Raw genomic sequence first — 25937 nt, forward strand, 5'->3', positions numbered from 1 at the left:
CCCTATGCCGCGCTTTGCCGCCAACCTGTCCATGCTGTTCACCGAACAGGACTTTCTCGCTCGCTTCAAAGCGGCCGCCGATGCCGGTTTCCAGGGGGTGGAGTACCTGTTCCCTTACGAGTTCAGCTCTGCCGAGATCAAGGCGCAACTCGACGCCCATGGCCTGACCCAAGTGTTGTTCAACCTGCCGGCCGGTGACTGGGCCAACGGCGAGCGCGGCCTGGCGTGCCATCCGGACCGGGTCGAGGAATTCCGCGCCGGGGTCACGTTGGCCATCGCCTACGCCCAGGTGCTGGGCAATACGCAAATCAACTGCCTGGCGGGGATTCGCCCCGCCGGTGTCGACGACCAACAGCTAGAAGACACTTTCGTCGCCAACCTCAAGTACGCCGCCGACAAACTGAAAGCGGCGGGCATCAAACTGGTGATGGAAGCGATCAACACCCGCGACATCCCGGGCTTCTACCTGAACAACACCGCTCAGGCCCTGGCGATCCGCGAGCGGGTGGGCAGTGACAATCTTTTCCTGCAATACGACATCTACCACATGCAAATCATGGAAGGTGACCTGGCCCGCACCATGGCCGCGCACCTGGGTGAGATCAATCACATCCAACTGGCGGACAACCCGGGGCGCAACGAGCCGGGGACCGGGGAGATCAACTATCGCTTCCTGTTCGAGCACCTGGACCGGATCGGTTACACGGGTTGGGTCGGCTGTGAATACAAGCCGTTGACCACCACCGAAGCGGGTCTTGGCTGGCTCAAAACCCTATGGGAGGAGGCTTGCACCCGATAGCGGCAGCTCAGTCAACACTGTTTTGCCTGGCACACCGTCATCGGGGGCAAGCCCCCCTTCCACATAACAAGAGGATTTCATCATGGCTAAAATCGGCTTTATCGGCACCGGCATCATGGGCCAACCCATGGCCGCCAACCTGCAAAAAGCAGGTCATCAACTGTTCCTCTCCGAGCACCACGGCAAGGCCCCGCAAGCACTGATCGACGCCGGCGCCGTGGCGCTGGCCAGCCCGCAACAAGTGGCTCAGGAAGCCGAGTTCATCATCGTCATGGTGCCGGATACCCCACAGGTCGAGGACGTGTTGTTCCGTACCGACGGCGTGGCCGCCGGGCTGTCGCCGAACAAGGTGGTGATCGACATGAGTTCGATCTCGCCCACCGCCACCAAGTCCTTTGCCGCCAAGATCAACGAGCACGGCGCGCAGTACCTCGATGCGCCGGTGTCCGGCGGTGAAGTCGGCGCCAAGGCCGGTACTTTGAGCATCATGATCGGTGGCGAGCCACAGACCTTTGAGCGCGCCCTGCCGCTGTTCCAAGCCATGGGCAAAAACATCACGTTGGTGGGCGGTAATGGCGATGGCCAGACCGCCAAGGTCGCCAATCAGATCATTGTGGCGCTGAACATCCAGGCGGTGGCCGAAGCGTTGCTGTTCGCCGCCAAAAACGGGGCCGACCCAGCCAAGGTGCGCGAAGCGCTGATGGGCGGTTTTGCCTCGTCGAAAATCCTCGAAGTACACGGCGAACGCATGATCAAGGGCACCTTCGATCCGGGCTTCCGCATCAACCTGCACCAGAAGGATTTGAACCTGGCCCTGGCCGGTGCCAAAGAACTGGGGATCAACCTGCCGAACACTGCCGGTACTCAGCAGGTGTTCAGCACCTGTAATGCGCTGGGGGGCGGGAATTGGGACCATTCGGCGCTGATCAAGGGCTTGGAGCATATGGCGAATTTCTCGATTCGCGATCAGTAATGCCTTGATCAAATGTGAGAGGGGCTTGCTCCCGAGAGCATGTCTTCTGTAGCTGATAGACCGCTATCGGGGGCAAGCCCCCTCCCACAGGTGGCTCCATTTCAAAGTAGGGCCTATTCCTAGGCCAAGGCTGAAATAGCTGCACGTCTAATAACAAAAATATCCGGGAGCCCGCTTATGTCGGTCGATCCGCAACACCTGCTTCGCGAGCTGTTTGCCACAGCCATCGACGCCGCCCACCCCCGGCAAGTCCTTGAACCCTATCTGCCCGCCGACCGTAGCGGCCGTGTGATCGTGATCGGTGCCGGCAAGGCCGCCGCCGCCATGGCGCTCGTGGTCGAAAATTGCTGGCAAGGCGAAGTCACCGGCCTGGTGGTTACCCGCTACGGCCACGGGGCTCCTTGCAAGAAAATCGAAGTGGTCGAAGCCGCGCACCCGGTGCCCGATGCCGCCGGCCTGGCGGTAGCCCAGCGCGTGCTGGCGTTGATCAGCAACCTCAGCGAAAACGATCGCGTGATCTTCCTGCTCTCCGGCGGCGGCTCAGCCTTGCTGGCTCTGCCCGCCGAAGGCATCAGCCTGGCCGACAAACAGGCCATCAACAAAGCCCTGCTCAAGTCCGGCGCGACCATCGGCGAGATGAACTGCGTGCGCAAGCACCTCTCGGCGATCAAGGGCGGGCGTCTGGCCAGGGCCGCGTGGCCGGCCACGGTGTACACCTACGCGATTTCCGATGTGCCGGGCGACCAGGCCACGGTGATCGCCTCCGGCCCCACCGTCGGCGACCCGAGCACGTCGCAACAGGCGCTGGCGATCCTCAAGCGCTACCGCATCGACGCGCCCGCCTCGGTGCGCAGCTGGTTGCAGAACCCGGCGTCGGAAACCGTCAAGCCCGGCGACCCGGTGCTTGCCCGCAGCCATTTCCAATTGATCGCCCGCCCGCAGCAATCCCTTGAAGCGGTGGCGGTGAAAGTGCGCCAGGCCGGTTTCAGCCCGCTGATTCTCGGCGATCTGGAAGGCGAAGCGCGGGACGTGGCCAAGGTGCATGCTGGTATCGCCCGGCAGATCGTGCAGCATGGCCAGCCTTTGGCGGCGCCGTGCGTGATCCTGTCCGGCGGCGAAACCACCGTGACCGTTCGCGGCGACGGCCGTGGCGGGCGCAACGCGGAGTTCCTGCTGAGCCTCACCGATAGCCTCAAGGGACTGCCCGGCGTGTACGCACTGGCCGGTGACACCGACGGCATCGACGGCTCCGAAGACAACGCCGGCGCGATCATGACCCCGTGCAGTTACGCGCGCGCCGAAGCCCTCGGCCTGTCGGCCAGCGACGAGTTGGATAACAACAACGGCTACGGCTATTTCGCCGCCCTCGACGGGTTGATCGTCACCGAGCCCACGCGCACCAACGTCAACGACTTCCGCGCCATCCTGATCCTTGAGACTGCCCACCATGACGCCTGACAAAAAGGTCAAAATCCTCGCCACCCTGGGGCCGGCCATCGACGGTATCGATGACATCCGCGAGCTGGTGGAGGCCGGAGTGAATATCTTCCGCCTCAACTTCAGCCACGGCGAGCATGCCGATCACGCCCAGCGCTACCAGTGGATCCGTCAGGTGGAGCGCCAGCTCAACTATCCGTTGGGCATCCTCATGGACCTGCAAGGGCCGAAGCTGCGGGTCGGGCGTTTTGCCGACGGCTGCGTGCAACTGGTGCGCGGCCAGGCGCTGCGCCTGGACTTGGACGAAACCCCGGGGAATGAGCGCCGGGTCAACCTGCCCCACCCGGAAATCATCGCGGCCCTGGAACCGGGCATGGACCTGTTGCTCGACGACGGCAAACTGCGCCTGCGGGTGGTCAGCAAACACAAGGATGCCATCGACACCACGGTGCTGAACGGCGGCGAATTGTCCGACCGCAAAGGTGTGAACGTCCCACAAGCGCTGTTGGAACTGAGCCCCCTCACCGCCAAGGATCGCCGCGACCTGAGCTTCGGCCTGGAGCTGGGTGTGGACTGGGTGGCGCTGTCGTTCGTGCAGCGCCCGGAAGATATCCGCGAGGCCCGCGAGCTGATCGGTGATCGGGCGTTCTTGATGGCCAAGATCGAGAAGCCCTCGGCCGTGCAGCACCTGCGGGAAATCGCCCACCTGAGCGATGCGATCATGGTGGCCCGGGGTGACTTGGGGGTGGAGGTGCCGGCCGAGAGCGTGCCGCAGATCCAGAAAACCATCATTCGCACCTGCCGCGAGTTGGGCAAACCGGTGGTGGTGGCCACGCAGATGCTCGAATCCATGCGTTTCTCCCCGGCGCCGACCCGCGCCGAAGTCACCGATGTGGCCAACGCCGTGGCCGAAGGCGCGGATGCGGTGATGCTGTCGGCGGAAACCGCGTCGGGCGACTACCCGTTGGAAGCCGTGCAGATGATGAGCAAGATCATCCGCCAAGTGGAAAACGGCCCGGACTACCAGACGCAACTGGAGGTCAACCGGCCCAAAGCGGAAGCCACAGTATCGGACGCCATCAGCTGCGCGATCCGCCGCATCAGCAACATCCTGCCGGTGGCGGTGCTGGTGAACTACAGCGAGTCCGGCAGCTCCACCCTGCGCGCGGCGCGGGAACGACCGGTGGCGCCGATCCTCAACCTGACGCCGAACCTGTCCACCGCGCGGCGCTTGAGCGTGGCGTGGGGCGTGCATTCGGTGGTCAACGATCGGCTGCGTCAGGTCGATGAGGTGTGTTCGACGGCGCTGGAGATTGCCCAGGCCCAGGGTATGGCAGAGCGTGGGGATACGTTGGTGATTACTGCCGGGGTGCCGTTCGGGCAGCCGGGGTCGACCAACTCGCTGCGCATAGAGGTGTTGATCTAGCGTCTGTAGCGGCCCCATCGGGGGCAAGCCCCCTCCCACATTGGACTGCATTCACAGCTATGACTTTGTGAACCCAATCAAGTGTGGGAGGGGGCTTGCCCCCGATGGGTTTCACCCCAGCCCAACTGAATACCCACCATGCACAACCCAACCTGCCCCGACTGGGCCGAAGCGTTGCTCAACGGCTTCAGCCAGATTTTCCTGCAACGCCATCCTCTGTGCGGCCTGCTGTGCCTGCTGGCGATCCTGATCAGTGCCCCGGCGTTGTTCGGCGGTGCGTTACTCGGTGGCGTCGCCGGTTTGCTCACGGCCCAGCGCCGCGGCTATCCCAAAGCCGAGCGCCAGGCCGGTTTGTATAGCTACAACGGCGTGCTGCTGGGGTTGCTGATCAGCCAGCACTTGCCGTGGTCGGCGTTGCTGCCGCCATTGATCCTGGCGGGCGGCGGCGTCAGCGCTATGCTCACGCGGCAATGGTTGAAACACGCCAGCCAGACCGATGACTTGCCGGCCTACACCGCGCCTTTTGTCGGTCTAGGTTGGCTGCTGCTGGGCCGCGCGACGCCCGGCGAGGCGGCCACGCTCAGCGCCGACGCCTTCGGCCTGTTCAGCGCGCCTTTCACCGGCCTGGCCCAGGTCATGTTGCTGGATCAGCCACTGGCCGGCGGCCTGATTGCATTGGGCCTGTGGCTGGCCAATCGGCGCGCCGTGTTGTGGGCCTTCATCGGTGCTGGCAGCGGTGCATTGTTCGCCCTGGGGTTGGGTGAAACCACACACGCCCTGCTCGGCCTGCACAGCTACAACCCAGCGCTGGCGGCCCTGGCGTTGAGCCAGATCAGTCGTCGGGCCTGGCTGCCCCTGGCCGGTATCCTGCTGGCGATCCTGCTGACGCCAGGCTTCGCCGCCCTGCACCTGCCGGTACTGACCGCGCCGTTTATCCTCGCGTGCTGGCTGGTGCTCGCCAGCCGCAGGATGCTTCGGAAACCGCGCATGGACAGCCCCTTCGAATCCCCCTAGGCTTGCTCGAAAATCGACTCGGGCAGGATTTATGGACAGCAACAACGATTGGCGTCAGCGTCTCTACGTCATGGTTTTCCAAAGCGACACCGTGGCCGGGCGGCGGTTTGACGGGATCTTGCTGCTGATCATTCTGGCCAGCCTGGTGATCGTGATGCTCGACAGCATCGACCAGGTGCACCAGAACTACGCCGACGTGCTGGCCTATATCGAATGGGGCTTCACCCTGATCTTCGCCATCGAGTACGGCTTGCGCCTGTACTGCTCGCCCAAGCCGTTGCGCTATGCGTTCAGCTTTTATGGGTTGGTGGATTTGCTGGCCATCGTGCCTGGCATCCTTGCCCTGTATTACAGCGACGCGCAGTACCTGCTGATTATCCGCATCATCCGTATGTTGCGGATCTTCCGCGTGCTCAAGCTCAGCCCCTACCTCAAGCAAGCCAATTACCTGATGTCGGCGCTGCGCGGCAGCAAGCAGAAGATCGTGGTGTTCCTGGTCAGCGTGTGCACCCTGGTGACCGTGTTCGGCACCTTGATGTATGTGATCGAAGGCCCGGAACACGGGTTTACCAGCATTCCCAAGGGCATCTACTGGGCCATCGTGACCCTGACCACTGTCGGCTTTGGCGATATCGTGCCCAAGACCCCGCTGGGTCAGGTGATTTCGTCGCTGGTGATGATCACCGGTTACTCAATCATCGCTGTACCCACCGGGATTTTCACCGCCGAACTGGCCAGTGCCATGCGCGGCGAACAGCTGCAGACCGACTGCCCGGTGTGCCAGAAAAACACCCACGAACCCAATGCGGCATTCTGTTCGCGCTGTGGCAGCAATCTGTTTAAGAAAGTGGAATAAGCAAAGTTCTTTTTAATCTTTAAGCGACTATGCGGCCCCGGCTATAGTCGCTGGCATTGTGCCTGTCCCCTCTTCTCGAACAACAAGGAATGAGCAGTGAAAAAACGCCTTAGCGCCTCCCTCCTGGCCGCCGGAATTGCCCTGGCGAGTGCCGTGCAAGCCGCCCCCGTCACGCTGCTGAACGTGTCCTACGATGTGATGCGCGATTTCTACAAGGACTACAACGCGGCTTTCCAGAAACACTGGGACGCCGAGCACCCAGACGACAAGCTGACCTTGCAGATGTCTTTTGGAGGTTCAAGCAAACAGGCACGCTCGGTGATCGATGGCCTACCGGCTGACGTGATCACCATGAACATGGCCACCGACATCAATGCCCTGGCGGACAACGGCAAACTGGTGCCGGACAACTGGGTCACGCGCTTGCCGAATAACAGCGCGCCGTTCACCTCGGCCACGGTGTTTATCGTGCGCAAAGGCAACCCCAAAGCCCTGAAAGATTGGCCCGACCTGCTCAAGGACGGCGTGCAGGTGATCGTGCCCAACCCGAAAACCTCGGGCAACGGCCGCTACACCTACCTGTCGGCCTGGGGCTATGTACTCAAGAACGGCGGGGACGAAGAGAAAGCCAAGAGCTTTGTGGGCAAGCTGTTTAAACAAGCTCCCGTGCTGGACACCGGCGGCCGCGCCGCCACCACCACGTTCATGACCAACCAGATCGGCGATGTGCTGGTGACCTTTGAAAACGAAGCGGAAATGATCGCCCGTGAATTCGGCCGCGATCAGTTCGAGGTGATCTACCCAAGCGTATCCGCCGAAGCCGAGCCGCCGGTGTCGGTGGTGGACAAAGTGGTCGAGAAAAAAGACACCCGCGCCGCCGCCGAGGACTATCTGAAGTACCTGTGGTCGCCGCAAGGCCAGGAAATCGCCGCAAACAACTACCTGCGCCCACGTGACCCGGCGGTGCTGGCCAAGTACACCGACCGCTTCCCCAAAGTCGATTTCCTGTCGGTGGAAAAAACCTTCGGTGACTGGCGCACGGTACAGAAAACCCACTTCAATGATGGCGGCATTTTTGACCAGATCTACTCCGGTCAATAACTGAACAAACGCAGTAAAACTGTGGAAGGGGGCTTGCTGTGGTGAGCGGGCTTGCCCCGCGCTGGGCTGCGAAGCAGCCCCAAACCCAGGCACCTCGGTGTGTCAGCTAAAACCACATCGCCGGGAATGGGCCGCTTCGCAGCCCAGCGCGGGCGGTGCGACGATTCGACAAGCCCGATCACCACAGCAAGCCCCCTCCCGCAGAGTTATTTCAGCCTTTGAGACTTGTGTAGCCCCCTCCCACATTGGTTTTGCGCGGGGGCTGGGTAGATGTTTCAGAATGTATCATCAGCCGACATAAGTACTATCATTCCAAGCGGCCTACTCGTCGCTGAGCCTTGCATTTACCCTCGCAGGCCATCTTCCTTCGCTTTTATGAGAACACCATGAACGCTACCCCACACTCAACAAGCACCATGACCCGAGGCATGGTGATGCTGTTTGCGTTTTGCTGCGGCGCCATTGTCGCCAATATCTACTATGCGCAGCCGATCATCGAACTGATCGCGCCGGATATTGGCCTCACCCCCGCCATGGCCAGCCTGATTGTGTCCCTTACGCAAATCGGCTACGCCTTGGGCCTGTTCTTTTTGGTGCCCCTGGGAGACTTGCTGGAAAACCGCAAATTGATGATCGCCACCACTGTGGTGGCCATTGCCAGCCTGCTGGGCGCGGCGGTTACCGAGCAACCGAACCTGTTCTTGCTGGTGTCGCTGTTGATCGGCTTCAGCTCGGTGTCGGTGCAGATCCTGATTCCCCTGGCCGCGCACCTGGCGCCCGCTGAATCCCGTGGTCGGGTGGTCGGCAGCATCATGGGCGGGCTGCTGTTGGGCATTTTGTTGGCGCGGCCGGTGTCCAGCGTGGTCGCCGATCACTTCGGCTGGCGCGCGATGTTTATGGCTGCGGCGGCGTTGATGGTGTTTATCAGCGTGGTGCTGATGCTGACCATCCCCAAACGCCAACCCGATCACAGCGCCAGCTATGGCCAACTGCTGCGCTCGCTGGGCACCTTGTTGCGTGAACAACCGCTGTTGCGCCAACGCGCCTTTTACCAGGGTTGCCTGTTCGCCACCTTCAGTTTGTTCTGGACCGCGGCCCCGCTGGAGTTGGTGCGCAACCACGGCTTGAGCCAGACCCAGATCGCGATTTTCGCGCTGGTCGGCGCCATCGGCGCCATCGCCGCGCCCATCGCCGGGCGCCTGGCCGATGCCGGTCACACCCATCGCGCATCGTTGCTGGCAATGCTGTTCGCAGCGCTGAGCTTCCTGCCGGCCTTGGTGCATCCGCTGTACAGCGTGATCGGCCTGGCGGTCACCGGTGTGGTTTTGGACTTCTGCGTGCAGATGAACATGGTCCTCGGCCAGCGGGCCATTTACGCGCTGGACGCCAACAGCCGCAGCCGCCTGAACGCGCTGTATATGACCAGCATCTTTATCGGCGGCGCCTTCGGCTCGGCGATTGCCAGCAGCGTGTACGAACACGGTGGCTGGCTGGCGGTGATGCTGGTGGGCAGCGCGTTTCCACTGGTGGCGCTGCTTCGGTTTCTCAGTGCGTCACGTCAGGCCCCGGCGCGGGCTGCGGCCTGACGCGCAGCGGCTGACCCAGATTCAGGTGCGCTGGCCACGGGCGCCCGATGACTGAAGAAAGCTTTGCATCCATTGCATCAACAGGGTCAACGCCTTGACCAGCACGTCTCTGAACGTTGCGTTGCTGTCTGGGTTCACGTTTGGTGGTGGCGTGGGTGTCGGTTGCGGCACCACCCTGGGGAGGGGTTTGACTTCCGGCTGTTGCCCATTCCACAGCACATCCCCTGGGCTGATTCTGCCGATGCTGTTGACCTGGAAACCGCCACTGCCGGTGCCCTTCAGGTCGATCTGCAGGCTTGACCGGCCGGTGGCCGCATCGTGCTTGAGCACAGCCTCGCCTGCACGCCCGGTGAAACGTTCAGTGAATACCAGGGCGCTCAACCCGGCCTCCTTGAGCACGCCGGATACGTCGAGCTTGTCGGTGCCACTGGTGAAATCCTCGATCAGATCCGGTTGTTGAGGCGTGGAATCGCTGGCCTTGTCGTAGGAAAAAATATCCGCGCCGCCACCACCGCGCAGGGTGTCCGCACCGGCCCCGCCCTTGAGCCGATTACTGGCTTCGTTGCCAATCAACACATCGCGCCCGGCACCGCCGATGGCGTTCTCGACCGTGCAGCCCTTGGCGATGGACACATTGCCCTTCAAGCCACCCACGTCGGAAAACGATTCGGCGTTCAGATTGATCTTCTGGTTCTGGGAAAATCCGGAAAAGTCCAAGGTGTCTTCGCCCCCGCCATCCCACACGCAGAAGATGGGCTTGTCGGAGGCGCTGTTGAGGGTCATGGCTTCGCGCTCGCAGTTGGCATTGAAGCCATAGGTGGTGTCGGTATTGCGGGTTTGGTGATTAGCGCCGTACAGCCGTTGGGCCGCAGCGATGTCATCCATCATCGGCGCGCTGGGGTTGAGCATGTGGAAGTCATGACCCGCCTGGTTCCTCTCCGACCAGTAACTCATCACACTGCGCGCCTTGGTGTCTCCGGCATACACCGCGCCCCGCTGGTAATCACCACCGCCGTTGTAGTTGCCTGGGTGCTGCAGACCGATGGCATGACCGATCTCATGCACGGCAGTCAGCGAAAAATGACTGCCCAATGCCGGGGAAGTGCTTTCCCTTAGCGTGCCGATGCGTGCCGTGGTACTGGCGGTGAAACGCGTGGGTGAAGTGGCGACGCCACGGTCGCTACGCGGGTCTCTTTTGATGTGGACCGTGCCGTCGGCCGCCGTTGCTCGCTCCTTGAACGTGATATTGGCCACGTCCTCCCAGGACTGTACGGCCTGGCGCACCCGGCGTTGCTGCGCGGCGCTGAATTGCGGGTCCACGGTGTAGGAAAGTTCAAGCCTCTTGTCGTTGTTGCGGTCGTGAAAGCGCAGATTATCGCGGGTGATTTGCTTACCGGCCTGGTCCGTGGTGTAGGTCGGTTTGTTGTTGGCGCCCACACCGAACGGGCCTGGGTCGGAAATAGGCAAAGTTTCAAGGGAGGGTTTAGCGACCACTCGATCAGCATGAATCATGGGGCAGTGCACTCACTCAGGTTAATAAACAAGCCGAACCCATCGGCATCGATTTATTAACGTCCCATGCCGACAAACCTTCGGAAAGTGCCGATTTGCTTCGCACTGCAACAGCGGGCTGTCGGGGTAACGCGCGCTAACTAAAGGAAGAGCCCCATTACACTTCTCACAATCGGACACAGACCGACCGTGCTGAAAAGCGCTTGAATCCACAGAAATAAAACAAACGGCTACACACCAACAGCCCTTGAACTACGCCCGTTGCCCATTAGCCGGGATACATCCGCTCAAACTACCGATGCCCTGCCGGCGTTCATGCACAGGCTGAATGCCCTTGCTCCAGGCAACACAGCAAACGCTCCACGGTATGTTCCAGCGGGCCGGAGTTATCCAGCAGCAAAAGCCCCGCGCCGTCACCGGCCAGCATCTGCGCCGTAAACCGGGCATTACGCGCCAGGCGCTTTTCAATATCCGCCAGTGTTTCCCGTCCCCGTGCCACCAGACGCTCGCGTAACACCGCCTGATCCACGGTCAGCAATAACACCAGCAACGTTGGATAGCGCTCGCGGGTCAGCGCCAGGTGCGCGCGCGAACCATTGACCAGTACATCCTCCCCCGCCGCCAGCCAGTCGTCGATCACCTTTGGAATGCCATAACACAACCCATTGGCCTGCCAGCTCAGCGCAAACGCCCCTTGCGCCTCCATTACGGCGAACTGTTCGGGGCTCACACCCTGCGCCGCCTCGCCTACCGCTTCCGCCGAGCGGGTAATCACGCGACGCACAATGCGGCAACCGCGCTCGGCCAGACGCGCACGCGCGGCCTCCAACAGGCTGTCCTTGCCCGAACCCGATGGGCCGATGAGATAGATCAACCTGCCTGCCATTGAAACAGCCTCTGCGTATATCACCAGCCGTATTGGGCGGCTGGCAGCACCTGGGAAATTGTCGCGAGACAGTATAGAGGGTGCGTAGAGACTCAAAGCAACGTATCAGTGTGAGGTGAGGTAGATACCTTGGGCCTCAAGCAATCGGATCCGCTGATAATCCGCAGCGATCACTGCTGGATCAGCATGTACCAGGTACACCGTACCTGGCTGGCTGAATACATCTTGCGTCGCGCCCAGGGGTTGTCCCTCCTCAACGTAGAACACCGCCTCAAAGAATGACGCCAGCTTGAGCAGTTCCTCCACAAACCGCGCCTTGTGGAAGTAGCCGTCAGTGCGATTGATCAGGCACACATTGTAAGTACGCTGCAGGCGCTGATAATCGAAGTCCCTGGCCAGCAACTGCGCGAATGCCTCGGGTTCGGTGATGGACAACACCACCGCCTCGATCTGCCCCAGCCCGGTGGTCTGACGGGATACGCCAGGACGAAGAATGCCATCGGTACGCGCGGCGATTTCCACCAGTTTGGGCCCTTCGTCGGTGAACATGACTTCCGCGTGGCTAGGGCCGTTGCGGATGCCAAGGCACTGCACCACGGCGCGGGTGTATTCCACCAACGGCAAATAGAGTGGCGAGTCTGGCCCGATCAGTTCATCGATGTCATAAAGAATGCCGCCTCTCGGGGCGCGCTGTTTTTGATAGCGCACCACCTCGGTGACCAGTTGCTGGCCATCGACGGAAACCATGTTCACCACATACTCCAGGCCGGCCAGATACTCCTGAATCAACACCTGCGTATTGCGGCCGTTCAACCGGTTCACCGTGCCCAGCAGCGTTTGCACCGCCGCCTCGCAGGCCGGCAAATCCTCGCAGATAAACACCCCATCTGCCCCCGCGCTGTCGAGCGGCTTGACCACCACAGGAAAACGCCCGTGGGCGTTGATCCAAGCATGTGCAAGGGCCCAACTGTCGGCAACGCACTGTCGTGCTACGGGCAATTGCGCCTGGGCGACCGTTTCGATCATGGCGAACTTGTTTCGACGGGCATGGGTGTTATCGAAGTCATTGCGATACGGTAACTGAAGGCGCTCGTTCAACTGATCGGCGAGCAGCACACCGGTTTCGGCACCGGCGATGATGAACTGGGGCGCGAAATGCTCAACGCTGGCGAGCGTCGTGACGACGTCGGTGTGCACAATCATGCGGTCATACAGCGAGTGATCTAAGCCCCTATAGTAGTAGTCATCGAGATTGGCTGACGACGCCACATGCATCAATCTGCAGCCTCTCTCGAACAAGCCTTTTGCTACGCATTTCCCGGATGAAAAACCATCCACGACGACCACCGTGATCATGCTGCCTCCCTCCTCATTGCATATAAGGCCCGGCCCGACAGCAACAACACGATGACGCAGACGGACGCGACACTGGCCAGCGAAAAAATCACGCGATCGTCCAGGTACTGGAGTAACAACACGAACACTGGAAGGGTCAGCAACACCAGGGACACGTGGATCGGCGAGAGGCAATAGATGGTTTTCTGGATCAGGTAGATCGGCAGCAAATGCCCAGCGACTACCAGAACCACCATGGGCGCGATCAACCCGGACTCGAGGTAAAAACCTGTGCCTGTCAGAGGAAGCGCCAGCAGGCACACCACGATCATCGCAATATTTCTGACAGCCAGGATTTCATGAACCGACCACTGCAGAGCAAACATCCGCTTTGAAAAAACCGTGTACATCACCGTACCCAGCGCGCACATCAATACACTGGAGACCCCGAGCAAACGCTCCCCGATCGTGGCGGTTTCCACACCGCTCACACCCGCCAAGGAGTTGGATAGCATGATCCCCACTGAGGCGAGCACCAGGCACGCTATCAGCGCATCCGCAAAAGCAACTTTCGCGCTGCTTTTATCGAACCAGGAAATAACCAACGTAAGCGCCGGACCGCAGGCCACCGAAGCGACACCAACAACGGCCGGCTCCAGATAACGCAGGGCGTAAAACAGGCCGCCCCAGTTGAGCAAAACTGCGACGTTCACTACCAGTACGCGGTCCCAATCGGCTTTGACTCTGGAACAAAAAGAAGCCGGGTCATGAAAGAGCGCGACTGCCAGGAACAGCGCAGAAGACGCTATAAAGCAATAGAAAATGACCAGCAACGTGTTAAGCGTTTGCGTGACGAAGCCCACGTATACGTCGAACGCAGCACTTAGCAGGCAGAACAGCAATCCGAGAAAAACGCCGTGCTTTTGCATCGCACTTCACCTGGGAGGCAGCAAGTGCTTCAACTTAACAAAACAGCAGTCGGGTCAGTACTGACCAAACGGATAGGTAAACCGGCGGTACATGAGCGCACCTTGCCTGGATATCTAGAGGGATCCACTTAGGGAGGGGGCTTGCCCCGATAGCGGTGCGTCAGTGGTAGATAGGCTGACTGATACATTGCTATTGGGGGCAAGCCCCCTCCCACAGTGGATTTCAGGTGCTTGGAGGAATGGATTTCAAGATAAAAAGGCGACCCTTGAGGTAATGCCAACCAGTTAAAGCTCAATTAGTTACTTTCTGCACAGGGCTGTCTTGAAGAGCTCCGGAATCATTGGCACTGATTTTTTTGTCAGTGCCCATCTAGCCTTAACTGAGTGGCATTGACCCGAAGGTCGCCTTTTGTCACTGCGCGTGCTGCTTACTCAACCCCAGAGGCACGCCTTGCAAGTAGGCTTTTGATATCGAAAAAAATGACCAGAAGAGCTTTTTCATATATCACGTTACAAGCAGAGAACGCCCTTGCCACACCGCAAAACCAATGAGTAGCGCGCCACTGATACGATTGATCATGTTGAAATCGGAATGATCAATCAACTTGGTCCTAATGATGCTGCCACCTGCCACATACACCATCTGACCTACAAATGAGCCCACCAGAAACCCAGCCAGGCTCAGATAAAATTCGATGCCTTCAAATAGCGCCCCTCTGGCGAGCGCATAAGACGAGATGGTTACGATGGTGAGGGGATTGGTCAAGGTCAACAAGAACACCGGAATAAATCCCGCTGACTTATTGAGTCGGGTCAACGATATACGCTTTCCAAAGATAATAGCGCCTAGAAAAAATAGATAGGCGACTCCTATCCAGCTCAGTATCTGCTCATGGGCAATCCAAAACATTTTAATTGTCTGTAATCCGGAAAATGCGACAGCTGCAAAGATAGTATCTGCAACTGCCGCACCTAAGGCTCCAGGCAATGCGCTGACAAATCCGCGCGCAATAGTTTGCCTAATTATCATTAGCGCTATTGGGCCAAAGCTTATAGAGAGCACCACAGCGAATGCGGTGGAGCTCACAAAGTCCCCCATCTAACCCCGAACCTCAATAAACATTTTTTTCGTTGCCTGACAGTGCGGGCAACGAAACTCATCCCCTATCTCATCCCAGGCCGTACCTGGCACTATATTCATTAAGGGTTCACCAGTGCTCTCCGAATATAGATAGTGACAAATCTGACACTCATAGGATTTATCCATATTAGCAACCCTCGCTTCATAATTTCAGGCAAGCCGACGATTTAACGCGGCAAACATTTGCTCAAAACCGTCCATAAACGCCAGCGCTCCGCGCATGGCTTGTGGAGCAATATTTGGATGCTTTTCCAAGTATGAAATCATTATTTCCCGACCGGTTGCGACGTGCATAGGTTCTACCTCGCAATGAATGGCGAAGAATGCTAAGACGGGATCATCCTCATCGACTAACCCGTACTCTTCGGCGTACTTTTGGAATCCCTTCAGAAAAATCTGAAACTCTCGCGAGGAGGTCATTTCAGAAGCCAAATGAAACCCCAACGCCTCACCTAAATACTCTGATCGATACATTCGATGGGTGTTGTTTCCCATTGCGGTACCTTCAGGCAGAATGTACTGCGGATTAAACAGTTCGGTGTCTGAGAGTCCTAGATGAGTGGTAAGCTGCTTGAACATCTGATGATGGGTTGGCAGCATATGTTTGCTGTGTTGATGCAGACCGTATTCATCCACAGAGGCGTAAAGGATATGGGCTGCTTTAGCAGTACCATTCCACATATCTTCTTTGATCCACTCATCTGTAACACGCGCAGCCAATGCGACAATCCCCGCTGGAACGTCCTTGAAAAAAGCCCATATAGTTGCGAAGAACAACGCCATTTCTGGACGTGAAAACGGTCTAGAAAAAATAATTCCGCCAAACTTCTCAAGTTCACTCATAGCAGGGTGATGCACTATTTTATTAGCAACTTCATTATAGCCAGCTTCGCAAACCCTATATATTTCATCGCGACCTAATCCTGCACTTGATCCGAGACCTGTAGTACTTTCAACATTCATGACTTTATCCCGATTTTTATGAAATGGATTTCAGTCTGCTTGCAAAAGCATTAAGCACAAATTATTTACCGACTTTCAATTTTGTCAACTCATAAAAACAATCCAGCTCAAAAAAAGTCAAAACCACCAAACTAGAGCCTTCGTCGCTTAGCACCAACTAATAAACATAGTTTAATTAAAACTATTCACTTACATCCAACAACGAAGGATACTGAAAGAATCTTCTCGTTATTGAGAGTGATTTTTCCTACATCATATAAAACTTAAGAAAGATTCCATCTAACGCTCCCTGCTTCGGCACCGAAACGACCTGAACAGTGGCAGCGCGCTTCTGGAATCGGCGATTGCGTATCACTGGGTCGAATACTTGCACGGCAAAGCTGCAGGCAGGTGTCAAGTAACGCAGCGAAAGTGGCTCCTAACGTGATGGATAAGGAAATAGTGTGGATGGGGCAGTGTGTTTGGAAGAACAAATTTCGCAGACAAGAAAAAGGCGACCCCAAAGGTCGCCTTTTGTCACTGCGCGTATTGCTTACTCAACCCCGGCGGCACGCCGTGCACGTCCGTCTCCTCCCATGGCCCGTTGGGGCTGATGGAGCGGCTCCAGCCGTTGCTCCAGCGGTAGTAGGTGCGCTGGCGGTAGAAGGTGTCGGGTTGTTCGTCCAGCACATACACCTGCATCTTGCCGTCCCAGTGGCTGGCGGCGCCCGGTGGTGGGGCGAAGGTCGGGGACTTGGTTGGCAGCGGCTTTGGCGGCGGGGTTACCGGGCCGGGCGGTTTGGTGCTGGGCTGGGTCGATGGGCCCGACGGCGGGATGGTCGGGCCGGTCGGCGCAGGCGGTGGCCGGTGGACCGCACAAGCGCTCAGGCCCAATACCAGGCTGAGCAAGGTGATACGTGCGAATGCGGTCATGGCGTTTCCTCGAATTACTTGTCCGGACTGTCGATGGTCAGCTGCTGCAACGCAGTGGTGGAGCTGGCCAGGGGTTGGCTGCGGCCGATCCACTCGCCGGCGGTCGGTTGACCAGCCCGGGATATGCGCGCAACCAGTTGGACTTCGGGGAAGTTGGACAGTTTCAACTGCGGCATCATCGCGTCGGCATCGCCCAGTTCGACGGTGATCGGCAACTCGGCCACGGTGACGCGCTTGGCCGCCAACGGCGCCGGCGGGCCACTCACGGCACGGGCGAAGATAAACACGCTGTCGCCTGGCAGGGCCTTGGCCTTTACGTCAGCGGACACATCCACGCGCACTTTCAAGGTTGCCGCCTTAGGCGCCTGGGCGACGGTGCCGCCACTTTCCTTGAGTTTTTGCGTGGCGCGGTCGATGCCGCCTTGCAGCGCGACGCGGGAATTGTCTTCCGGCGGCAGTTGCGCGAGTAGACGCCCCCAGTAGTCGATAGCGTCCTGATAGCGCTCGCCTTCAAACGCGGCGATGCCGAGCAAGCCGAGGCTGGTGACTTCTTTCGGGTCGAGCTTCAACGCCTCGTCCGTCAATGCCTGGATCTTCGGCGACCATTGTTTGTTGTCGGCAAAATACTGGGCCTGGGCCCACTGGCCGAGCAGTTCCGGCTGGCGACCGGCCAGGGCCACGGCGCGCTCGAAGACCTTGGCCGCATCGGCGGAGCGATCCTGGGCCATGTAGGCGCGACCGAGCAAGTACAGGCCTTCGGCCGAATCCGGCTGGGCGGCGGCGGCGCGCTCCAAACGCTGGGTCATGTCTTGCAGCGACACCGGCGGCTGGGAGAATTCGCGGGTCAGTTCCACCTTGTCGCTGGCACCAAAGTGCAGGTACAAGCCCAGGCCCAGAATCGGCACCAGAAACGCGGCCAGCAACGGCAGCGGTTTACCCAGACGCGATTCGCGGGGGGCTTCCACGCCTTCGGTGTCGGCCAGCAATTCGCGGGCGGCTTCGGCGCGGCCGGTGTCGAGTTGCGCGGCGTCGAGCACGCCTTCGGCCTGCTGGGTTTGCAGTTCGGCCACGCGCTCTTGGTAGAGCGCCACATTCAGTGCGGTGCGATCCTCCTCGCGCTGGGCACGGCGGCCACGTAACACAGGGATCAACAGAAAACTCAGGGCAACCAGAAGCAGCAAGCCTGCTGCGAGCCAGAAATCAATCATCAGAGGTTTTGTCCAGCAAGTGGTCGAGACGTTGGCGCTCTTGAGGGGATAGCGCGTCGGAGCCATCGGTGGGCGCGGCGCGGCGACGGCGGACGATCACAGCCATTACCACCACACCGGTCAGCAACAGCGCGGCGGGGCCAAACCAGAGCAGCGCGGTCTTGCCGGTCAGCGCCGGTTTGTAACGCACAAAGTCACCGTAGCGGTCGACCATGAAGTCGATGATCTGCTGGTTGTCCTTGCCCTCCCCCAACATGCGGAAGATCTCTTTGCGCAGGTCAGCAGCGATGGGCGCGTTGGAGTCGGCAATGTCCTGGTTCTGGCATTTAGGGCAGCGCAGTTCTTTGGTCAGGTCGCGAAAACGCTCACGCTCGGCGTCATTGGCGAACTCATAGGTGTCGATGGCGGCGTGGGCCACGCCGGCCAAGCCAAGTGCCAGTACGGCAGCGGCTAACAGGCGCTTCATGGCTTAGCCTCATCAACCAGCGCCTGGTACTTGGCGGCCAACTGCTCGCGCCATACCACTTCGTCGATCACCCCGACGTACTTGTCGCGGATCACGCCCTTGGCATCGATGAAGAAGGTTTCCGGAGCGCCGTAGACGCCCAGGTTCAGGCCGAGATTGCCGTCTTCGTCGCGGATGTCCAATTGGTAGGGGTTGTGGAACTCGGCCAGCCATTTAAGCGCCGCCGCGTTGTCATCCTTATAGTTGATGCCGTAGATCACCACGCCGCGCTCGGCCAGTTTGTTCAGCACCGGATGTTCCACGCGGCATGAGATGCACCAGGTGCCCCACACGTTGACCAGCGCTGGCTTACCCAGCAGGTCGGCACGGGTCAGGGTTTTATCGCCCTGCACGGTAGGCAGGGAAAATTCCGGGAACGGCTTGCCGATCATCGCCGAGGGCAGTTCGGCCGGGTCCAGGTACAAGCCGCGATACAGGAAGACCGCCACCACCAGAAACGCCGCCAGCGGCAACACCATTAACCAACGCTTCATACCGCCGCTCCTTGCAGGCCGAGCGCTTCACGCACGCGGCTTTTGACCTTGACCCGATAACGCCGGTCCAGCGCTGCCAGCAAACCACCGAAACCGGTGAGCAGGCCGCCGAACCAGATCCAGCGCACGAACGGCTTGACGTGCACGCGCACCGCCCACGCTCCCTCGCCCAGCGGTTCACCCAGGGCCACGTAGAGGTCGCGGGTGAAACCGGCGTCGATACCGGCCTCGGTCATCATCGAACTCTGCACGGTGTAGAGGCGTTTTTCCGGGTGCAGCACGGCGATTTCCTTGCCGTTTCGGACGACGCGCACGGTGCCTTTGTCTGACGTGAAGTTCGGCCCTTCGAAGTGCTTGGCGCCTTCGAAAATAAAGTGGTATCCGGCCAGGTCCATGGATTCGCCCGGTGCCAGGCGCAAGTCGCGCTCGGCGCTGTTCTGGCTGGAAAGCACTACGCCGAGGGCGCACACGGCAATGCCCAGGTGCGCGATCTGCATGCCCCAGTAGCTGCGGGTCAACGTCGGCAACCCTTTGATCAGGCCTTTGTGGCGGGTTTTGTCGACGATGTCGCGCACGCCGGCCAGCAGCACCCAGGCTGCCAGCAGGAACGTGGCCAGCACCGCCCAGTTGAAGTCGCCGTAGGCGATGCCCGCGATCACGGCGAGGGCCACGCTGCCCAGCAACACCGGCATCAACATGCCGAGCAACCATTTCACCGGGGTGTCTTTCCAGCGCACCAATACGCCGACCGCCATCACCACCATTAACAAGCCCATCAACGGGATAAACAAGGCGTTGAAATACGGTGGACCCACGGACAGCTTGGCGCCGCTCAACGCATCCAGCACCAGCGGGTACAACGTGCCGAGCAGGATCATCGACGCGGCCACCACCAGCACCAGGTTATTGCCCAGCAGCAGGGTTTCCCGCGACCACAGGTTGAAGCCCACCTGGCTCTTGACCACCGGCGCGCGCAGGGCGAACAGGGTCAGCGAACCACCGACCACGAACAGCAGGAATATCAGGATGAAGATGCCGCGCGCCGGGTCGGACGCAAACGCGTGCACCGAAGTCAGTACGCCTGAACGCACAAGGAAGGTGCCCAGCAGGCTGAGGGAAAAGGCCGCGATGGCCAGCAGCACGGTCCAGCTCTTGAACACACCGCGTTTTTCGGTGACCGCCAGGGAGTGAATCAGCGCGGTGCCCACCAGCCATGGCATGAACGAGGCGTTTTCCACCGGGTCCCAGAACCACCAGCCGCCCCAGCCAAGTTCGTAGTAGGCCCACCACGAACCAAGGGTGATGCCAATGCCGAGGAAAGCCCAGGCGACGATGGTCCACGGCCGCGACCAGCGTGCCCACGCCGCATCCAGCCGCCCGCCAAGCAAGGCGGCGATGGCAAAGGCGAATGCCACGGAGAACCCCACGTAGCCCATGTAGAGCATCGGTGGGTGCACAATCAGGCCGATGTCCTGCAACAACGGGTTGAGGTCATGACCGTCCGCCGGAACTTGCGGCAGGATACGGCTGAACGGGTTGGAGGTGATGATCAGGAACAGCAGGAAGCCGATGCTGATCATGCCCATCACGGCCAGCACGCGGGCCAGCATGATTTGCGGTAACTGGCGGGAAAACACCGACACCGCGAAGGTCCAGCCGCCGAGGATCAGCGCCCACAGCAGCAATGAACCTTCGTGGGCGCCCCACACGGCGCTGAACTTGTAGTACCAAGGCAGTGCGCTGTTGGAGTTATTGGCGACATAGGCGACGGAAAAATCGTCGGTCATAAAGGCGTACGTCAGGCAACCGAAGGCGAACAGCAGGAACGCAAACTGCCCCCAGGCAGCCGGCTGCGCCAGGCTCATCCACAGACGATCGCCGCGCCAGGCACCGAGCAACGGCACCACGGCCTGAACGATCGCCAGGCACAGCGCGAGGATCATCGCCAACTGGCCCAGCTCGGGAATAAACAGTGCGGACGTCATGGCTTAGCCCTCCTTCGCGGGTGCAGGGGCGGACTGGCCGCTGTCTTTCAAGGCTTTGGTGACTTCCGGCGGCATGTACTTTTCATCGTGCTTGGCCAGCACTTCATCGGCCACCACTACGCCGTCGGCGTTGAGTTTGCCCAGGGCGACGATGCCCTGGCCTTCGCGGAACAGGTCCGGGAGGATGCCGCGGTAGGTGATGGTCACGGCCTTGTTGAAGTCGGTGACCACGAAGGTGACGTCCAGGGAATCGCCGGAACGCTTCAGCGAGCCTTTCTCCACCATCCCGCCGGCACGGATGCGTGTGTCCAGCGGCGCTTCGCCATTGGCGATCTGGGTCGGCGTGTAAAACAGGTTGATGTTCTGCTGCAAGGCGCTCAAGGCCAGGCCCACGGCAATGCCGACGCCCACCAGGATGGCAAGGATGATCAACAGACGCTTTCTACGCAGCGGATTCACTTATCGGTCTCCCGGCGCAGACGACGCGCCTCTTGTTGCAGGTAACGCTTGCGCGCCAGGATCGGCGCGACGACGTTGAGGGCCAGCACCGCCAGGCAGATGCCATAGGCCGTCCAGACATACAGGCCGTGATGGCCCATGGCGAGAAAATCGCCGAAAGAACTGAAACTCATCCCCGCGCCCCCAGGCAGCTTTGCACTTCGGCCTTGACCCAACTGGCGCGGGCCTCGCGCTTGAGCACTTCAAGGCGCATGCGCATCAGCAGCACCGCGCCGAAGAAACAATAGAACCCCAGCACCATCAACAGCAGCGGCGCCCACATTTCCACGGGCATCGCCGGTTTTTCCGTGAGGGTGAAGGTGGCGCCCTGGTGCAGGGTGTTCCACCACTCCACCGAGTACTTGATGATCGGAATATTGATCACACCGACGATGGCCAGTACCGCGCAAGCCTTGGCGGCGCTGTCACGATTGCTGATCGCATTGCCCAGCGCAATCAGACCGAAGTACAGAAACAGCAGGATCAACATAGACGTCAGTCGTGCATCCCACACCCACCACGAGCCCCAGGTGGGTTTGCCCCAGATGGCGCCGGTAACCAGCGCCACGGCGGTCATCCACGCGCCGATGGGCGCGGCGCATTGCAGGGCCACGTCGGCCAGTTTCATCTTCCATACCAGCCCGACAATGCCGCACACCGCCAGCATCACGTAGCAGGACTGGGCCAGCAGCGCGGTGGGCACGTGGATATAGATGATGCGAAAGCTATTGCCTTGCTGGTAGTCCGGCGGCGCGAAGGCCAGGCCCCAGACCAGGCCGATGCCGATCAGCACTGCGGCGAAGAGGCTCAACCACGGCAGCAATTTACCGCTGATGCCATAAAACCATTTGGGCGAGCCGAGCTTGTGAAACCAGGTCCAGTTCATTGCTGTTTCCGTCACGGTTACCGCTTGTCGTGGCAAGCAGCTTAGGGTCTTTACTGGCGAAGGCATAACGCCCGGCCAGACCTCATTATTCGCCGACGCTGATCTTCAGGCCGGCGGCTATCGCAAAAGGTGTCAGGGTTACCGCCAGGGCGGTCAGGCTGCCAAGCCACAGCAGGTAACCGGTTGCCGGCATGCCCATGAGCGCGGCTTGCAAGGCACCGCTGCCGAGGATCAATACCGGGATGTACAACGGTAGAATCAATAACGCCAGCAACAGCCCGCCGCGCTTCAAACCTACTGTCAGCGCCGCGCCCACCGCCCCCAGCAGGCTAAGGACCGGCGTACCGAGCAACAGGCTCAGCAGCAGGATCGGCAGGCATTCGACGGGCAAACCCAGCATCATCGCCAGCAGCGGCGAGAGCAAGACTAGCGCCAAGCCGGAAAAAGCCCAGTGTGCCAGTACCTTGGCCAACACCAGAAGTGGCAGGGGGTGCGACGAAAGGACCCACTGTTCCAGAGAACCGTCTTCGAAATCACTGCGAAACAGCCCGTCCAGCGAGAGCAGGACGGACAAAAGCGCCGCTACCCACACCAGTCCCGGCGACAAGGTTTGCAACAGTTTAGTCTCGGGACCGACCGCCAGCGGGAACAGCGCAATCACGATGGCAAAGAACACCAGCGGGTTGGCCAATTCAGCCGGGCGGCGGCACAGCAAGCGCGCTTCGCGGGCGACCAGCAAGGCGAACACACTCATAGCGACCACCGCCCCAGGTCCAACTCACGGTAACCGGCGGGCACCCGCGTCAAACTGTGGTGCGTGGTGAGCAGCACCAGACCGCCCTGCTCGCAATGCCGGGCCAGGTGTTCTTCCAATTGGGCCACGCCTTGCTTATCCAGGGCAGTGAAAGGCTCATCGAGAACCCACAGCGGCGCGCCCGGCAAATACAGGCGCGCCAAAGCGACACGGCGCTGCTGGCCGGCGGACAACGTGTGGCAAGGCACGTCTTCAAAGCCTTTAAGGCCGACAGCGGCCAGCGCCTGCCAGATCGCCTCGCGGGACGCGGGGTGATGCAGGGCGGTGAGCCAGCTGAGATTTTCTTCGGGGGTCAGCACATCTTTGATACCGGCGGCATGGCCAATCCAGATCAGATTGCGCGCCAATTCGCCGCGCTGCTCATTAAGAGGCTTGCCGTTGAGCCGCACTTCACCGGCCGTAGGTTGCATCAACCCGGCCAGCAGGCGCAGCAGGCTGGTCTTGCCACTGCCGTTGGGGCCACTGACCTGCACCATGTCGCCGGCCGCCAGCCGCAGTTCGAGGTGCTCGAACAGCAGGCGCAGGTCGCGTTCACAGGCAAGCGCTACGGCTTCAAGAAGAGGGCTGGTCAAAAGATCGCGGGCCTTTACGGTTCAAGTCGGCGGTGCAGCGGCCGTTAAAGAGAAATGCACAATAACGGCTTTGGCGACCGATTTTAGAGAGCTGGATCAAATAGTTGTGAGGTTTTTACCGCTCTCTTTGCAGACGGGCGGCATTATACATGCGATGCCCTACTCTAAAGAGGGCAATTTCCCCAGAGACGGCGCACGCAATGACCGGTGAGATCAACCTTCCTACGTTACCTGCCAGCCCGGCGAGCGGCGTTCCATCGCTGCCGGCGGCCGGCGCACTGCTTAAACTGCTGGAGCCGCAGACAGGGCTGATCGACCCGGGGAAAACCGCCAATGCGGAAGTCATCGCCCTCAAACAAGGCGGCGAGGCTTTCCAGTTGCTGCTCAAGCTGACCCTCGATGGCGGTCGCCAGACCCTGGTGCAAGCCAGCAGCCCACAGCCGTTGCCCCTGGGCAGCAATGTGGCGGTCAGTCAGACGGCTGCAGGCAACCTGACCTTGAGTCTGCAGCAAGCGTTGAGCGCCAACGTCGCCGCCCTGACGCGCATCGATACCAGCAAAATCCCCGAAGGCACGCTGCTGCAGGCCAAGGTGCTGACCACCCAGGTGTTGCCCCAGGGCACCACACAGCCGGCGATCTACCGCTCGCTGGTCACAGTGCTCAACAGTGCCATGGCCGGCGCGACGCTGACCGTGGAGAGCCCGCAGCCGTTGCGCGTCGGCAGCCTGCTCAGCGCGGTGGTGCAGAACGCGCAAACCTTGAATTTCGTGCCGTTGAGCGGGCTCAAGGATCAGTTGGCCGTCACGCAACAGCTGGCGACCCAGCAAAGCCGCCAAGGTTCGCTGGATGCAGTGTTCAACGCGTTGCAGAACTTACCGCGTGAGGGCAGTACCTCGGCGGACCTACGCGCCGCCGCCGACCGTCTGCTGGCCGCCCTGCCGGACCTGGCCCAGGTGAGCAACCCGAAAGTGCTGGCCCAGGTGATTCAGAACAGCGGCGCGTTTTTGGAGGCCAAACTGCTGGCCGGGCAGAACCCGCAGGTACCGCCCCTGGATATGAAAGGTGCGCTGCTGCGGTTGGTCGCCGACCTGGTCCCCGCCCTGCCCGCCAGCACCAACCTGAATGCCATCCTGGCAGCCAACACCCTGGCCCAGATGCTGCCGAACTTTGTGCGCAGCCCGCTGAATACCTTGGGGCAAGTCAGTGCACGGCAGGCACCGGTAAGCTTCCCGCTGCCCGAACGCCTGATGGGCAAGCTGGAGGGCGAAGGCGATCTGGAAAACCTGCTGCGCCTGGCCGCCGGGGCGATCTCGCGCTTGCAGAGCCATCAGTTGTCGAGCCTCGAACAAACCGGCACTACGGCCGATGGCCGCCTGCAAACCACCTGGCAGTTGGAAATCCCCATGCGCACCCTGCAGGACATCGTGCCGTTGCAGGTCAAGTTCCAGCGTGAAGAACCGGCGCCGGACAAGGATCAGCCCGAACGCAAAGCCAATAAGGACGCCAAGCAGATGCTCTGGCGCGTCGAGCTGGCCTTCGACATGGAACCCCTGGGCCCATTGCAGGTGCAGGCGCAGTTGAGCCAGGGCAAGTTGTCGAGCCAACTGTGGGCGACCCGACCGTTTACCGCGAGCCTGATCGAAAGCCATTTGGGCAGCTTGCGCGAGCGCCTGGTGACCTCGGGCATCAACGTCGGCGACCTCGACTGCCACCTTGGCACGCCGCCACGAGGCCCCAAGACAGGCCTGGAACAACGCTGGGTGGACGAAACCGCATGAAGACCACCGAATCATCTCGCCAGGCGATTGCCCTCAAGTACGACGGCCAGCAGGCGCCGACGCTCACCGCCAAAGGCGATGATGCCCTGGCCGAAGCCATCCTCAAGCTCGCGCGGGAAAATGAAGTACCGATCTATGAAAACGCCGAGCTGGTAAAACTGCTGGCCCGCATGGAATTGGGCGACAGCATTCCCGAGGAGTTGTATCGCACCATTGCCGAGATCATTGCGTTTGCTTGGACATTGAAAGGCAAGTTCCCGGTGGGATTTGACCCGCATGCGGGCCCGGTGGAGCGGGATGTGACCGAGCGTGGCGATGACTATTGAC

The 25937-nt window shown here is 60.3% G+C and carries 27 protein-coding genes; 10 read left to right on the plus strand and 17 right to left on the minus strand.

Going from position 1 to position 25937, the window contains the following annotated elements; translation table 11 throughout:
* The first annotated feature begins 4 nt into the window (after positions 1-4).
* The 8 genes from hyi to QRN41_RS13045 all read left to right on the plus strand — a co-directional run bounded on the left by hyi (position 5) and on the right by QRN41_RS13045 (position 9192).
* A complete protein-coding gene (gene hyi / locus QRN41_RS13010; protein ID WP_094066215.1) occupies positions 5-799 on the plus strand; it encodes a hydroxypyruvate isomerase in 795 nt (264 codons plus the stop codon).
* Positions 800-881: 82 nt separating this feature from the next.
* Positions 882-1772 carry a 2-hydroxy-3-oxopropionate reductase gene (locus QRN41_RS13015; protein WP_034096649.1) on the plus strand — a complete coding sequence of 297 codons (891 nt, stop codon included), beginning with the start codon at positions 882-884 and terminating at the stop codon, positions 1770-1772.
* Positions 1773-1949: 177 nt separating this feature from the next.
* Entirely contained in the window at positions 1950-3230 is a 1281-nt protein-coding gene (locus tag QRN41_RS13020; protein WP_285421639.1) for a glycerate kinase type-2 family protein, read from the plus strand.
* Positions 3220-4635 carry a pyruvate kinase gene (gene pyk / locus QRN41_RS13025; RefSeq protein ID WP_034137552.1) on the plus strand — a complete coding sequence of 472 codons (1416 nt, stop codon included), beginning with the start codon at positions 3220-3222 and terminating at the stop codon, positions 4633-4635. The genes QRN41_RS13020 and pyk overlap by 11 nt, the downstream gene beginning before the upstream one ends.
* Positions 4636-4773: 138 nt before the next feature.
* Positions 4774-5649 carry an urea transporter gene (locus QRN41_RS13030; protein WP_034096646.1) on the plus strand — a complete coding sequence of 292 codons (876 nt, stop codon included), beginning with the start codon at positions 4774-4776 and terminating at the stop codon, positions 5647-5649.
* Between the two features lie 31 nt (positions 5650-5680).
* A complete protein-coding gene (locus QRN41_RS13035; protein ID WP_034096645.1) occupies positions 5681-6505 on the plus strand; it encodes an ion transporter in 825 nt (274 codons plus the stop codon).
* Between the two features lie 96 nt (positions 6506-6601).
* On the plus strand, positions 6602-7606 hold the full coding sequence (locus QRN41_RS13040; protein WP_213633603.1) for a sulfate ABC transporter substrate-binding protein: 1005 nt from the start codon (positions 6602-6604) through the stop codon (positions 7604-7606).
* 386 nt (positions 7607-7992) lie between these two features.
* Positions 7993-9192, plus strand: coding sequence for an MFS transporter (locus tag QRN41_RS13045; RefSeq protein ID WP_167417577.1), 1200 nt, complete (start codon positions 7993-7995; stop codon positions 9190-9192).
* A 21-nt stretch (positions 9193-9213) separates the two neighbouring features.
* Here QRN41_RS13045 and QRN41_RS13050 read toward each other — a convergent pair whose 3' ends face one another.
* The 17 genes from QRN41_RS13050 to ccmA form a co-directional block, all read right to left on the minus strand.
* Positions 9214-10704, minus strand: coding sequence for a M10 family metallopeptidase C-terminal domain-containing protein (locus tag QRN41_RS13050; protein WP_285421640.1), 1491 nt, complete (start codon positions 10702-10704; stop codon positions 9214-9216).
* Between the two features lie 313 nt (positions 10705-11017).
* The gene (gene phnN / locus QRN41_RS13055; protein ID WP_034112692.1) at positions 11018-11590 is read right to left on the minus strand and encodes a phosphonate metabolism protein/1,5-bisphosphokinase (PRPP-forming) PhnN; all 573 of its coding nucleotides are present in this window, start codon (positions 11588-11590) and stop codon (positions 11018-11020) included.
* 105 nt (positions 11591-11695) lie between these two features.
* Positions 11696-12946 carry an ATP-grasp domain-containing protein gene (locus QRN41_RS13060; protein WP_285421641.1) on the minus strand — a complete coding sequence of 417 codons (1251 nt, stop codon included), beginning with the start codon at positions 12944-12946 and terminating at the stop codon, positions 11696-11698.
* Positions 12943-13854, minus strand: a complete 912-nt coding sequence (locus QRN41_RS13065) for an EamA family transporter (protein WP_285421642.1) — start codon at positions 13852-13854, stop codon at positions 12943-12945. Before QRN41_RS13065 ends, QRN41_RS13060 begins: the two co-directional genes overlap by 4 nt.
* A gap of 505 nt (positions 13855-14359) precedes the next feature.
* A complete protein-coding gene (locus tag QRN41_RS13070; protein WP_258695545.1) occupies positions 14360-14941 on the minus strand; it encodes a LysE family translocator in 582 nt (193 codons plus the stop codon).
* Positions 14942-14953: 12 nt separating this feature from the next.
* Positions 14954-15121, minus strand: a complete 168-nt coding sequence (locus QRN41_RS26170; RefSeq protein ID WP_123480372.1) for a rubredoxin — start codon at positions 15119-15121, stop codon at positions 14954-14956.
* A 24-nt stretch (positions 15122-15145) separates the two neighbouring features.
* The gene (locus QRN41_RS13075; protein ID WP_285421643.1) at positions 15146-15958 is read right to left on the minus strand and encodes an iron-containing redox enzyme family protein; all 813 of its coding nucleotides are present in this window, start codon (positions 15956-15958) and stop codon (positions 15146-15148) included.
* A 516-nt stretch (positions 15959-16474) separates the two neighbouring features.
* Positions 16475-16870 carry a hypothetical protein gene (locus QRN41_RS13080; protein ID WP_285421644.1) on the minus strand — a complete coding sequence of 132 codons (396 nt, stop codon included), beginning with the start codon at positions 16868-16870 and terminating at the stop codon, positions 16475-16477.
* A 14-nt stretch (positions 16871-16884) separates the two neighbouring features.
* Positions 16885-18078 (minus strand): c-type cytochrome biogenesis protein CcmI, encoded by a 1194-nt coding sequence (gene ccmI / locus QRN41_RS13085; protein WP_285421645.1) that lies wholly within the window; start codon positions 18076-18078, stop codon positions 16885-16887.
* On the minus strand, positions 18071-18544 hold the full coding sequence (locus QRN41_RS13090) for a cytochrome c-type biogenesis protein (protein ID WP_034096635.1): 474 nt from the start codon (positions 18542-18544) through the stop codon (positions 18071-18073). Before QRN41_RS13090 ends, ccmI begins: the two co-directional genes overlap by 8 nt.
* Positions 18541-19077, minus strand: a complete 537-nt coding sequence (locus QRN41_RS13095) for a DsbE family thiol:disulfide interchange protein (RefSeq protein WP_034096634.1) — start codon at positions 19075-19077, stop codon at positions 18541-18543. Before QRN41_RS13095 ends, QRN41_RS13090 begins: the two co-directional genes overlap by 4 nt.
* Positions 19074-21062: a heme lyase CcmF/NrfE family subunit gene (locus tag QRN41_RS13100; RefSeq protein WP_034137540.1), complete on the minus strand. Its 1989-nt coding sequence runs from the start codon at positions 21060-21062 to the stop codon at positions 19074-19076. The genes QRN41_RS13095 and QRN41_RS13100 overlap by 4 nt, the downstream gene beginning before the upstream one ends.
* A 3-nt stretch (positions 21063-21065) precedes the next feature.
* Positions 21066-21521, minus strand: coding sequence for a cytochrome c maturation protein CcmE (gene ccmE, locus QRN41_RS13105; RefSeq protein WP_034096632.1), 456 nt, complete (start codon positions 21519-21521; stop codon positions 21066-21068).
* A complete protein-coding gene (gene ccmD / locus QRN41_RS13110) occupies positions 21518-21694 on the minus strand; it encodes a heme exporter protein CcmD (RefSeq protein ID WP_034096631.1) in 177 nt (58 codons plus the stop codon). Before ccmD ends, ccmE begins: the two co-directional genes overlap by 4 nt.
* The gene (locus QRN41_RS13115) at positions 21691-22446 is read right to left on the minus strand and encodes a heme ABC transporter permease (protein WP_034137538.1); all 756 of its coding nucleotides are present in this window, start codon (positions 22444-22446) and stop codon (positions 21691-21693) included. The genes ccmD and QRN41_RS13115 overlap by 4 nt, the downstream gene beginning before the upstream one ends.
* 85 nt (positions 22447-22531) lie before the next feature.
* Positions 22532-23200, minus strand: a complete 669-nt coding sequence (gene ccmB / locus QRN41_RS13120; protein WP_034096629.1) for a heme exporter protein CcmB — start codon at positions 23198-23200, stop codon at positions 22532-22534.
* Positions 23197-23832, minus strand: coding sequence for a cytochrome c biogenesis heme-transporting ATPase CcmA (ccmA, locus tag QRN41_RS13125; protein ID WP_034112678.1), 636 nt, complete (start codon positions 23830-23832; stop codon positions 23197-23199). Before ccmA ends, ccmB begins: the two co-directional genes overlap by 4 nt.
* Before the next feature lie 200 nt (positions 23833-24032).
* Here ccmA and fliK point away from each other — a divergent pair, with 200 nt between their 5' ends.
* Complete coding sequence (gene fliK, locus QRN41_RS13130) at positions 24033-25610, plus strand: flagellar hook-length control protein FliK (RefSeq protein ID WP_285421646.1); 1578 nt, start codon at positions 24033-24035, stop codon at positions 25608-25610.
* Entirely contained in the window at positions 25607-25936 is a 330-nt protein-coding gene (locus QRN41_RS13135; protein WP_034112674.1) for an EscU/YscU/HrcU family type III secretion system export apparatus switch protein, read from the plus strand. Before fliK ends, QRN41_RS13135 begins: the two co-directional genes overlap by 4 nt.
* Position 25937: the final 1 nt, after the last annotated feature.

This window comes from Pseudomonas sp. efr-133-TYG-23 (genome assembly GCF_030209215.1).
GTDB classification, from domain to species: domain Bacteria; phylum Pseudomonadota; class Gammaproteobacteria; order Pseudomonadales; family Pseudomonadaceae; genus Aquipseudomonas; species Aquipseudomonas rhodesiae.

What these genes read in the sequence shown, in the direction of transcription:
- hyi (WP_094066215.1), top strand. Translation starts at nt 5, where the DNA reads ATGCCGCGCTTTGCCGCCAACCTGTCCATGCTGTTCACCGAACAGGAC.
- QRN41_RS13015 (WP_034096649.1), top strand. Translation starts at nt 882, where the DNA reads ATGGCTAAAATCGGCTTTATCGGCACCGGCATCATGGGCCAACCCATG.
- QRN41_RS13020 (WP_285421639.1), top strand. Translation starts at nt 1,950, where the DNA reads ATGTCGGTCGATCCGCAACACCTGCTTCGCGAGCTGTTTGCCACAGCC.
- pyk (WP_034137552.1), top strand. Translation starts at nt 3,220, where the DNA reads ATGACGCCTGACAAAAAGGTCAAAATCCTCGCCACCCTGGGGCCGGCC.
- QRN41_RS13030 (WP_034096646.1), top strand. Translation starts at nt 4,774, where the DNA reads ATGCACAACCCAACCTGCCCCGACTGGGCCGAAGCGTTGCTCAACGGC.
- QRN41_RS13035 (WP_034096645.1), top strand. Translation starts at nt 5,681, where the DNA reads ATGGACAGCAACAACGATTGGCGTCAGCGTCTCTACGTCATGGTTTTC.
- QRN41_RS13045 (WP_167417577.1), top strand. Translation starts at nt 7,993, where the DNA reads ATGAACGCTACCCCACACTCAACAAGCACCATGACCCGAGGCATGGTG.
- QRN41_RS13050 (WP_285421640.1), bottom strand. Translation starts at nt 10,704, where the DNA reads ATGATTCATGCTGATCGAGTGGTCGCTAAACCCTCCCTTGAAACTTTG.
- phnN (WP_034112692.1), bottom strand. Translation starts at nt 11,590, where the DNA reads ATGGCAGGCAGGTTGATCTATCTCATCGGCCCATCGGGTTCGGGCAAG.
- QRN41_RS13060 (WP_285421641.1), bottom strand. Translation starts at nt 12,946, where the DNA reads ATGATCACGGTGGTCGTCGTGGATGGTTTTTCATCCGGGAAATGCGTA.
- QRN41_RS13065 (WP_285421642.1), bottom strand. Translation starts at nt 13,854, where the DNA reads ATGCAAAAGCACGGCGTTTTTCTCGGATTGCTGTTCTGCCTGCTAAGT.
- QRN41_RS26170 (WP_123480372.1), bottom strand. Translation starts at nt 15,121, where the DNA reads ATGGATAAATCCTATGAGTGTCAGATTTGTCACTATCTATATTCGGAG.
- QRN41_RS13075 (WP_285421643.1), bottom strand. Translation starts at nt 15,958, where the DNA reads ATGAATGTTGAAAGTACTACAGGTCTCGGATCAAGTGCAGGATTAGGT.
- QRN41_RS13080 (WP_285421644.1), bottom strand. Translation starts at nt 16,870, where the DNA reads ATGACCGCATTCGCACGTATCACCTTGCTCAGCCTGGTATTGGGCCTG.
- ccmI (WP_285421645.1), bottom strand. Translation starts at nt 18,078, where the DNA reads ATGATTGATTTCTGGCTCGCAGCAGGCTTGCTGCTTCTGGTTGCCCTG.
- QRN41_RS13090 (WP_034096635.1), bottom strand. Translation starts at nt 18,544, where the DNA reads ATGAAGCGCCTGTTAGCCGCTGCCGTACTGGCACTTGGCTTGGCCGGC.
- QRN41_RS13095 (WP_034096634.1), bottom strand. Translation starts at nt 19,077, where the DNA reads ATGAAGCGTTGGTTAATGGTGTTGCCGCTGGCGGCGTTTCTGGTGGTG.
- QRN41_RS13100 (WP_034137540.1), bottom strand. Translation starts at nt 21,062, where the DNA reads ATGACGTCCGCACTGTTTATTCCCGAGCTGGGCCAGTTGGCGATGATC.
- ccmD (WP_034096631.1), bottom strand. Translation starts at nt 21,694, where the DNA reads ATGAGTTTCAGTTCTTTCGGCGATTTTCTCGCCATGGGCCATCACGGC.
- QRN41_RS13115 (WP_034137538.1), bottom strand. Translation starts at nt 22,446, where the DNA reads ATGAACTGGACCTGGTTTCACAAGCTCGGCTCGCCCAAATGGTTTTAT.
- ccmB (WP_034096629.1), bottom strand. Translation starts at nt 23,200, where the DNA reads ATGAGTGTGTTCGCCTTGCTGGTCGCCCGCGAAGCGCGCTTGCTGTGC.
- fliK (WP_285421646.1), top strand. Translation starts at nt 24,033, where the DNA reads ATGACCGGTGAGATCAACCTTCCTACGTTACCTGCCAGCCCGGCGAGC.
- QRN41_RS13135 (WP_034112674.1), top strand. Translation starts at nt 25,607, where the DNA reads ATGAAGACCACCGAATCATCTCGCCAGGCGATTGCCCTCAAGTACGAC.